The organism is Streptomyces rimosus subsp. rimosus, from assembly GCF_000720725.1.
Lineage (GTDB): Bacteria > Actinomycetota > Actinomycetes > Streptomycetales > Streptomycetaceae > Streptomyces > Streptomyces rimosus_A.
In genome coordinates this window covers 1-8,619 of sequence record NZ_JOCQ01000178.1, presented here as the reverse complement: position 1 = coordinate 8,619, position 8,619 = coordinate 1, and the positions used below count along the sequence as shown (strand labels likewise).

General features: G+C 73.3%; 8 protein-coding genes. 6 read left to right on the top strand and 2 right to left on the bottom strand.

The features are described 5' to 3' along the window. Positions 1-216: 216 nt before the first annotated feature. The 4 genes from IH45_RS0141640 (at position 217) to IH45_RS0141620 (ending at position 4,047) form a co-directional block, all read left to right on the top strand. Positions 217-441 carry a hypothetical protein gene (locus tag IH45_RS0141640; RefSeq protein WP_030681969.1) on the top strand — a complete coding sequence of 75 codons (225 nt, stop codon included), beginning with the start codon at positions 217-219 and terminating at the stop codon, positions 439-441. A gap of 115 nt (positions 442-556) precedes the next feature. Further along, complete coding sequence (gene tuf / locus IH45_RS0141635) at positions 557-1,732, top strand: elongation factor Tu (RefSeq protein WP_030681966.1); 1,176 nt, start codon at positions 557-559, stop codon at positions 1,730-1,732. A 347-nt stretch (positions 1,733-2,079) separates the two neighbouring features. Continuing rightward, entirely contained in the window at positions 2,080-2,922 is an 843-nt protein-coding gene (locus IH45_RS0141625; RefSeq protein WP_030681964.1) for a patatin-like phospholipase family protein, read from the top strand. A 333-nt stretch (positions 2,923-3,255) separates the two neighbouring features. Next, positions 3,256-4,047 (top strand): spermidine synthase, encoded by a 792-nt coding sequence (locus IH45_RS0141620; RefSeq protein ID WP_234440887.1) that lies wholly within the window; start codon positions 3,256-3,258, stop codon positions 4,045-4,047. On the opposite strand, the gene IH45_RS0141615 is transcribed toward IH45_RS0141620, so the two are convergent. Next, positions 4,009-5,412 (bottom strand): MFS transporter, encoded by a 1,404-nt coding sequence (locus IH45_RS0141615; protein ID WP_030681957.1) that lies wholly within the window; start codon positions 5,410-5,412, stop codon positions 4,009-4,011. The two genes, IH45_RS0141620 and IH45_RS0141615, sit on opposite strands and share 39 nt — an antisense overlap. A gap of 172 nt (positions 5,413-5,584) precedes the next feature. On the opposite strand from IH45_RS0141615, the gene IH45_RS0141610 reads away from it, so the two are divergent. Next, positions 5,585-6,055: a DUF4442 domain-containing protein gene (locus tag IH45_RS0141610; RefSeq protein ID WP_030681954.1), complete on the top strand. Its 471-nt coding sequence runs from the start codon at positions 5,585-5,587 to the stop codon at positions 6,053-6,055. 402 nt (positions 6,056-6,457) lie between these two features. Beyond that, on the top strand, positions 6,458-7,102 hold the full coding sequence (locus IH45_RS0141605; RefSeq protein ID WP_030681950.1) for a DedA family protein: 645 nt from the start codon (positions 6,458-6,460) through the stop codon (positions 7,100-7,102). 15 nt (positions 7,103-7,117) lie between these two features. On the opposite strand, the gene IH45_RS1000000149140 is transcribed toward IH45_RS0141605, so the two are convergent. Continuing rightward, a complete protein-coding gene (locus IH45_RS1000000149140; protein ID WP_158813468.1) occupies positions 7,118-7,912 on the bottom strand; it encodes a hypothetical protein in 795 nt (264 codons plus the stop codon). Positions 7,913-8,619 lie beyond the last annotated feature (707 nt).

Genomic DNA, 8,619 nt, shown 5'->3' with positions numbered 1-8,619 from the left:
GGGGGACGGGGGGACAGAGGACAGGTGAGGCTTACGGGGCAGGGGGCCGATTCGATGCGCCCCCCGTGCGGTGGCTGTCCCCGTGCGATGGTTGCCCTCCCCGATGCGGCGGCCGCTTCCGCACCCGGCGCACCCGCCCCGTGCCTTAACCGGCCCGACCCACCCTCGTAAATAAATCGTTCGACGCCGACCACTCCCGCGCGAGATCCTTACCGCATGTTCCGGCAGCCCTACCTCGCGCTCACGTCCGCAGTCGCGGACGCGCCGAAGGCTGCCGTCGACTCGATCGCGGCGCTCATCACGGCCCTCAAGGCCGACGCCGACGCCGTGCAGTTCCCCGGCGCCGCCACCACCACGGACACCGTCGCGGCAGACGCCGCCGTCCCCGCCGCAGCCGCGGCCGGCACGGCCGTCCCCGCGGCCGACGGCGCGCGAAGCTGACCCTCTCCGGATCGACCGGCGAACCCCGCAGGGGGAGGGTCGGTGGGATCGAGGGGTTCCCACGGCGGTCCATGACACCGCCGTATTCACCGCTTTTCCGCGAGGAATCACAGCCATGCCCAAGACGGCATACGTGCGTACCAAGCCCCACCTGAACATCGGCACCATGGGCCACGTCGACCACGGCAAGACCACCCTGACCGCTGCGATCACCAAGGTGCTCAGCGAGCGCGGCAGCGGCACCTTCGTGCCCTTCGACCGGATCGACCGGGCCCCGGAGGAGGCCGCGCGCGGCATCACCATCAACATCTCGCACGTCGAGTACGAGACCGACACCCGGCACTACGCCCACGTCGACATGCCGGGCCACGCCGACTTCATCAAGAACATGGTCACCGGCGCGGCCCAGCTCGACGGCGCGATCCTCGTCGTCTCCGCGCTCGACGGGATCATGCCGCAGACCGCCGAGCACGTCCTGCTCGCCAAGCAGGTCGGCGTCCGGCACGTCGTCGTCGCGCTCAACAAGGCCGACGCGGGCGACCCCGAGCTGACCGACCTGGTGGAGCTGGAGGTCCGCGAGCTGCTGACGGCGCACGGTTACGACGGGGACCACGTACCCGTCGTACGGGTCTCCGGGCTGCGCGCCCTGGAGGGCGACCCGCGCTGGAGCCAGGCCATCGAGGCGCTGCTCGACGCGGTGGACACCTACGTACCGACGCCCGAGCGCTACCTCGACGCGCCGTTCCTGCTACCGGTGGAGAACGTGCTGACCATCACCGGGCGCGGCACGGTCGTCACCGGGGCCGTCGAGCGCGGCACGGTGCGCGTCGGCGACCGGGTCGCGGTGCTCGGCGCCGGCGCGGAGACGACCGTGACCGGCGTGGAGACCTTCGGGAAACCGATGGAGTCGGCCCAGGCCGGGGACAACGTCGCGTTGCTGCTGCGCGGCCTGCACCGGGAGCAGGTGCGCAGGGGGCACGTGGTCGCGGCACCGGACAGCGTGACGCCGCGGCGGCGCTTCACCGCCGAGGTGTACGTGTTGTCCACCGAGGAGGGCGGCCGTCGCACGCCGCTCTCCACCGGGTACCGCCCGCAGTTCTACATCCGTACGGCGGACGTGGTCGGCGACATCGACCTCGGCGAGCGCGCGGTCGCCCGGCCCGGCGAGACGGTGACGATGACCGTCGAGCTGGGCCGCGACGTCCCGCTGGAGCCCGGCCTCGGCTTCGCCATCCGTGAGGGCGGCAGGACGGTCGGGGCGGGGACGGTCCGCACGGTGGCCGCGGTGTAGCCGGAGCGGAGCGGTCGGATTCAGGCATGGGGCCGGAGCGGGGGGGGAGGACGGCGCCCGCTTCGGCCCCGTGCATGTCCCGGTCCCGGTCCCGGTCCCGGTCCCGATCCCGGTCCGATTGCCGGTCCGGGACCCGGTGCCGGTGCCGGTGCCGGTTCGGGAACGGAACGGGCTGCCACACTGCCGTAGAGGTTGCTGTATCAGGCCGTCGGCCCGGGCGGACGTACGGAAGTGTCCTGTACCGAACTGATCCGTACCAGACTTATCCGTACCGAACTGAGCCGCACCGAACTGGTCTGTACCGAACTGATCCGTACCTACCTGAGCCGCACCGAAAGGGGACCGCGATGACCGGGACGGCGCTGGTGCTGGGCGGCGGAGGATACACGGGCATCGGATGGGAGATCGGCATGCTCGCCGGTCTCGTCGAGGCCGGTGTCGATATTGGTACGGCTGATGTCGTCATCGGGACCTCGGCGGGTTCCATCGTGGGCGCCCAGCTCACGTCCGGCCGTCTGACGCCGGAGGAGCTGTACGCGCGTCAGCTGGTCCCGGTCACGGGGGAGACCGCTGCGCGCATGGGCACGTGGGAGCTGGCCCGCTTCGCGTACCTGGCGCTGCGTTCGCGCGATGCCGTGGACTTCGGCGTGCGGATGGGACGCCTCGCCATGACCGCCCGCGCCGCGTCCGGGCCCAGTCGGCGCGACGCCATCGCACGGCGCCTTGTCTGTCACGACTGGCCCGCGCGGCGGCTGATGATCACAGCGGTGGACGCGGTGACCGGGCGGCGGACGGCCTTCGACGACACGAGCGGCGCCGGCCTGGTGGACGCGGTGAGCGCGAGCTGCGCGGTCCCCGGAGTGTGGCCGCCGGTGAGCATCGGCGGTAAGCGGTGGATCGACGGGGGCGTGCACTCCAGCGCCAACGCGGACCTCGCCGCCGGGTACGGCCGGGTGGTCGTCCTGGCCCCGGTGGCGGCCGGCGGCGGACCCATCGCCACCGCGCGGTCGCAGGGGGCGGCCCTGGCGCGGCGCGGTGCGCGCGTCAGCGTCATCGTGCCCGACCGCACGGCCCGCGCCGCCTTCGGCCGCAACGTTCTGGACCCGGCCAAACGCGCCGCCGCGGCCCGCGCGGGCCGCCGTCAGGCCGCGGCGCACGCCAAGGAAGTCCGGGCGGTGTGGGAGGAGTGAAGCGGGGAGGCGGAGGGAGCCGTACGGGCGGTACGCGGCCGGTTCGACGGGGGTCGGAGCGCACCCTCGTACCGGCACAATAGGACGGTGGACGAAGCAGCCGGGCGGATACGGGACACACGGGCCGAGCACGGAGCAGCCGGGGCGGCGCCCGACGCCATCTTGCCGGGGGCGCCGAAGTCGCTGGTGGAGTCGTCCGGACGGGTCCCTGAAGTGCGGGGCACGGGTACGGGCACGGGCACAGACTCGGGCTCGGAAAAGGCGCCCGGCCCGGACCCTGATCCCGACCCCATCCCCATAACCCGCCCCGTGGACTGCGGCACCGCGAAGCTGATGCCGGACGTGGACCGTGCGCGCGCCTGGCTGCTGACCGTGGACGGCGCTCCGCAGTCGTATGTCGATCTCGATGCGCCGACCGAGCTGGAATTCGAGTACGCGCGCCGGCTCGCGGCCCTCCTTGACGCGGCCGCCGCCCCCACCGAGCCGCTCGACGTGCTGCATCTGGGAGGCGGGGCGCTGACCCTGCCGCGCTATCTCGCCGCGACCCGTCCGGGCTCCCGCCAGGACGTCGTCGAGGCCGACCGCGGGCTGCTCGCCCTGGTCGCCGAGCACCTGCCGCTGCCCCCGGACAGCGGCATCGCGGTGCGGGCCGAGGACGCCCGTGCGGCGCTGGAAGCGGCGCCGGAGCGGAGTGCGGACGTGATCGTGGCGGATGTCTTCGGCGGCTCGCGGGTGCCCGCGCACCTCGCCTCGGTCGAGTACGCGCGTGCTGCTGCCCGCGTCCTGCGGCCGTACGGGGTCTACGCGGCCAACCTCGCCGACAGCGCGCCCTTCGACTTCCTGCGGGCCCAGCTCGCCAACTTCGCCACCCTTTTCGACCACCTGTGTGTGATCGCCGAACCCGCGGTGCTGCGCGGCCGCCGCTTCGGCAACATCGTGATGGCCGCGTCCCGTGCCGAACTGCCGCTCATGCAGTTGGCTCGGCGCACCGCGGCCGACGTGTTCCCCGCGCGGGTCGAGCACGGCGCCGCGCTCCGGCGGCTGATCGGTGACGCCGTACCGGTGCACGACGACCAGGCCGTACCGTCACCCCGACCGCCCGACGGGGCCTTCAGCATCGGCTGAGGCGGAGGCCCCGGTGGCCGGGGCCACGGCCGGGTCCGGATCCGGGTCCACAACCGGGTCCACGGCCGGGTCCGGGGCCGTGTCCGGTGCGCTTCGCCGTGCCGGCCCACCGTCGGGCCGGCGCGCCAGCCGGCGGACGTCCGGTACGCACAGCGCGGCCGCCGTCAGCAGCGCGATCAGCGCGGAGCAGCCCCACAGCGCGGCGGTCCGCCCGATGAGGTCCTGTACGGGACCGGCCAGCGCGGTGGCCACCGGAGTGATCGCCAGCGAGCCGAACCAGTCGTACGACGAGACCCGGGAGAATTTCTCCTCCGGTATCTCCTGGTGCAGCGCCACCATCCACAGCACGCCGAACACCTCCAGCGCGATGCCGGTGCCGAACATCACCACGAGAAGGACGGGGACCGACACCGGAACGGCGAGCGCGGCCGACGGGAGGGCGAGCGGGAAGACGCACAGGATGCCGGTGAGCAGGATGCGGCGCGGCTTGACGCGCATCATGAGCAGCGCGCCGCCTACCGTGCCCGCGCCGAAGGCGGCCAGCGCGAGGCCCCACGGCCGGGGGCCGCCCAGGTGTTCCTCGGCGACCATCGGCCCGTACACCGCCTCGGCCGCCACCACGACGGCGTTGACGACCGCGAACTGTCCGATCACGGCCCACAGCCAGGGCCGGGAGACCACCTCGCGCCAGCCGTCGCGCAGGTCCCGCAGAAGACCGGCGCCGGGGGCGCGCTCGGGGATGTGGCCGACGTCGAGGAAGGCGCGCAGGGCGCCCGCGACGGCGAAGGCCACGGCGTCGACGGCCAGGACCCAGCCGGGTCCGACGGCGGCGACCAGCGCGCCGCCGAGCGCGGCGCCGCCGATGTTCGCGCCGTTCATGCTCATACGGAAGAAGGCGAAGGCCCGGCCGGAGTGCTCCCCGGAGACGCTGGAGAGGACCATCCCCTCGGAGGCCGGGGCGAAGAACGCCTGCCCGGTGCCGCCGAGCGCGGCCAGCACCGCCATCTGCCAGAGCCGCGCTTCCCCGGTCAGGACGAGAAGGGCGAAGATGCCCTGCGAGACGCAGTTGAGGGCGTTCGCGGCGACCATCACGCGGTGGCGCGGCAGCCGGTCGGCGACCGCGCCGCCTATCAGGAGGAAGACGACGAGCGGCACCGTACGGGCCGTGGCGACAAGACCGACGTCGGTGGCCGAGCCGCCGGTGCCGAGCACCGCGAACGCCGCCGCGATCAGCGAGCCGGCGCTGCCGAGGTTGGCGACCACGGCGGCGGTGGTCAGCAGGGTGTAGTTGCGTCCGGCCCAGGCCGGGCGGCGGCGGGGGCGGCGTATGCCGTCGCGGCCGTCCGCGCGGCCGGTGCTCAGCACGGCCGCACCGGCCTTCGCCCCTGGAGGGGCTGCCGCTCGGGATACGGGTTCTGCTCGCCTCCCGGCGGCTGCTGACCTGGCCACATGGGCCACCACAATAAGCGTCGCGGTCCCCGGGGCGGAACGCCGGGCGGGGCTTCCCCGGCAAGCTACTCGTAGGTAACATGCCGTCATGTCCTCCGAGACCAAGCCGTCGATCGGCGCAATGATGGCGGCCACCGTGCCGATGGCCCGTACGCTCAACCTCGAATTCACCGAGACCACCGCCGAGCGGGCCGTGGTCCGGCTGCCCGACCAGGCCGACTACCACAACCACGTCGGCGGCCCGCACGCCGGCGCGATGTTCACCCTCGCCGAGTCGGCCAGCGGCGCGATCGTGCTCGCGGCCTTCGGCGACCAGCTCTCGCGGGCCGTGCCGCTCGCCGTACGGGCCGAGATCGGCTACAAGAAGCTCGCCATGGGGCCGGTCACCGCCACCGCCGAACTCGGCCGCCCGGCTGCCGACATCATCGCCGAGCTGGACGCCGGCGAGCGGCCGGAATTCCCGGTGAACGTCGCTATCACCAGGGAGGACGGCGCGGTCACCGGTGAGATGACCATCGTGTGGACGCTGCGTCCGAACGACCCCGCGAAGACGAAGTAGGGCGAGGCGCGGCGTCGGAGGGTCAGTAGCCCGTCGCGCACCTTTCCGGCATCGAAGATGCGGAGCCCGGGAGCCGAGGCCCGGGATCCGAGCGCCCGCCGCGCAAATTCCCGCGGACCGCAGGCAACTCCACGCCGCCGGGTCGCGTCTCGTACGGCGGTACGGAAATGTGGTCCGGGCAGTGGCCCGCCGCCGAGGTGCTCACCGGCCCGTCGCGTGCTGTGCGGCGGGCCGGACCCCTGACGCCTGGGCAGCGGGGCGGCCGAAGGAGATCGAGTAGGCTGCCCGGGCGCGCCGCGGTACGCGGGCGCCCGGGGGGTATTCCGGTCTTCGACGGCGTCGCCGACGCCGGGCAGTGGCCCGCGGGGGCCCGACACCTAGTTGGAGGAAGCGGCCTTGCAGATGGAGTGGCTGGAGACGATTCCGGCCGTGAGCGTGTACCTCATCGTGGGGTTGGTCATCGGCCTGGAGAGCCTCGGCATTCCGCTGCCCGGTGAGATCGTCCTGGTCAGTTCGGCACTTCTGGCCGCGACACAGGACCACATCAATCCGCTGGTGCTGGGCGCCTGCGCGTCCGCCGGCGCGATCATCGGGGATTCCATCGGCTATCTGATCGGCCGCAAGGGCGGACAGCCGCTGGTCAACTGGGCCGGGCGGAAGTTCCCGAAGCACTTCGGGCCCGACCAGGTCGCGATGGCCGAGGAGAAGTTCGAGAAGTGGGGCATGTGGGCCGTCTTCTTCGGCCGTTTCATCGCCCTGCTGCGCATCTTCGCCGGGCCGCTCTCGGGCGTGCTGAAAATGCCGTACTGGAAATTCCTCATCGCCAATGTGCTCGGCGGCATCATCTGGGCCGGTGGCACGACCGCGCTGATCTACTACGTCGGCAAGGCCGCGGAGGCCTGGCTCAGCAAGTTCTCCTGGGTGGGGCTGGTGGCCGCGGTGCTGTTCGGCATCGGCTCGTTCGTCGTGATGAAGCGGAAGGCGGCGAAGGCGGCGGCCCAGCGCGAGGCCGCGGCCGCCAAGCCGGTGGACGCGATGGCGGAGTGACGCGACGGCGATCCGTCAGCTGAGACCGCGCCCGCAGCGGGGCCCCGGGAGGGGACCGCTGCGGGTTTCGTTTTGTGGGGCGAGGGGGACGGCCGGGGCGGGGGTGAGGTTGAGGGGTACGGCTGCGGCCATGCCCCAAGGGCCAGGTACAGGTCCGGGTACAGATACAGGTACGGGGCCGGGTACAGGTACGGGTACGGGGGTGCCCGCCGCTCCGGAGGCCGCCAGCGCGATGGCCAGCAGGACCTGGCTGTACGCGGGCCCGGGGCCGTACCAGGTGTCCTGATACGCGTGCTCCGCGGCCCGGCGCAGCCAGGCCACGGCGGTGCCGGTGTCCGCGCGGCACAGAGCCAGGACGCCGCGGGCGTGCGCGACGCGGGCGAGTGTGTCCGCGTCGGCGTGCCGGGCGGCCGCGTGCGCGGCCCGGTCGAGCAGCGACTCGGCGGTGCGGTGGGCACGGTCCTGCGCGGCGAGCCAGCCCGCCAGCCACAAGGCGCGAGCCCGTACGGCGGTGTCGTCGCCGCAGTGCCGCAACAGACGGCCGAGGTGGACGCGACCCTCCCTGCGCCGGCCGCAGACAGCCCACCGGAACCAGAGCGAGACCGCGGTGTCCAGGGCGGTGAGGGCGTCGGCGGTGTCCAGCGGGGGCCGGGTCAGCGCAGCCCGCAGATTGTGCCGCTCGCTCTCCACCAGCTGCACGGCGATCCGCCGGTCGGGGCCCTGCCAGGCGACCTGGGCCTCGGCGGCGAGCGCGGCACAAGCCATCCGGAATGCGCGCAGCGCTACGGCTTCCTCCCCGGCAGCCCGCACGCGCGCCAAGCCGATGGCGCGGGTGGCGGTGGGGAGGCGGTAGCGGGGTGGGGTGGGTGGAGGGGCGGGGGCGGACCCGGATGTGGTCCCGCATGCGCTCCCGTATGCGCTCCCGAATGTGGTGGTTGGCGCGTCAGTCGTGTCCGTGGCGCCGATCGTGTCGGTGACGTGAGTCGTGTCCGTGGCGTCAGCCGTGGCCGCGGTGTCAGCCGTGGCCGCGGTGTCGGCCCGTACGCGAACGAGGACGGACGCTCGTAGCAGGTGTTCGAGAGACGCCTCCACCTCCTGCGCAGAAACGTCACTGCTACTGCCGACACACCCCGCCAGCCAGCCGTCGAAGTCCCCGGGGAGCACGGAAAGCCGCGCCCACACTAGGTGGTCGGTGGCGGAGAGAGGGCCGGAGGTGTGGGGTGGGCCGGAGGAAGCGGCTGGACCGTATGGCACGAAAGCGACCGCACCATCCGGCCACGGCCCCCGCACCTCGACAACCCGCTCCGCCCCCACCCCCAGCGGCTGCCGAGCGGTGGCCACGATCCGCAGACCGTACGCGGCGGGTGTACCCGGTCCTGGCGTACCCGGTTCTGGCGTGCCCGGCCCCGACGTGCCCGGTCCCGACGTGCCCGGTCCCGACGTGCCCGGTCCCGACGTGCCCGGTCCCGACGTGCCCGGCCGAAGAGCCGCCCCCGCCTCCCCAGCCCGTCCCACCC

Bases quoted from the DNA above. Each gene is read 5' to 3' on its own strand.
- IH45_RS0141625 (WP_030681964.1), top strand. From the start codon at position 2,080: ATGACCGGGACGGCGCTGGTGCTGGGCGGCGGAGGATACACGGGCATC.
- tuf (WP_030681966.1), top strand. From the start codon at position 557: ATGCCCAAGACGGCATACGTGCGTACCAAGCCCCACCTGAACATCGGC.
- IH45_RS0141640 (WP_030681969.1), top strand. From the start codon at position 217: ATGTTCCGGCAGCCCTACCTCGCGCTCACGTCCGCAGTCGCGGACGCG.
- IH45_RS0141610 (WP_030681954.1), top strand. From the start codon at position 5,585: ATGTCCTCCGAGACCAAGCCGTCGATCGGCGCAATGATGGCGGCCACC.
- IH45_RS0141605 (WP_030681950.1), top strand. From the start codon at position 6,458: ATGGAGTGGCTGGAGACGATTCCGGCCGTGAGCGTGTACCTCATCGTG.
- IH45_RS0141620 (WP_234440887.1), top strand. From the start codon at position 3,256: ATGCCGGACGTGGACCGTGCGCGCGCCTGGCTGCTGACCGTGGACGGC.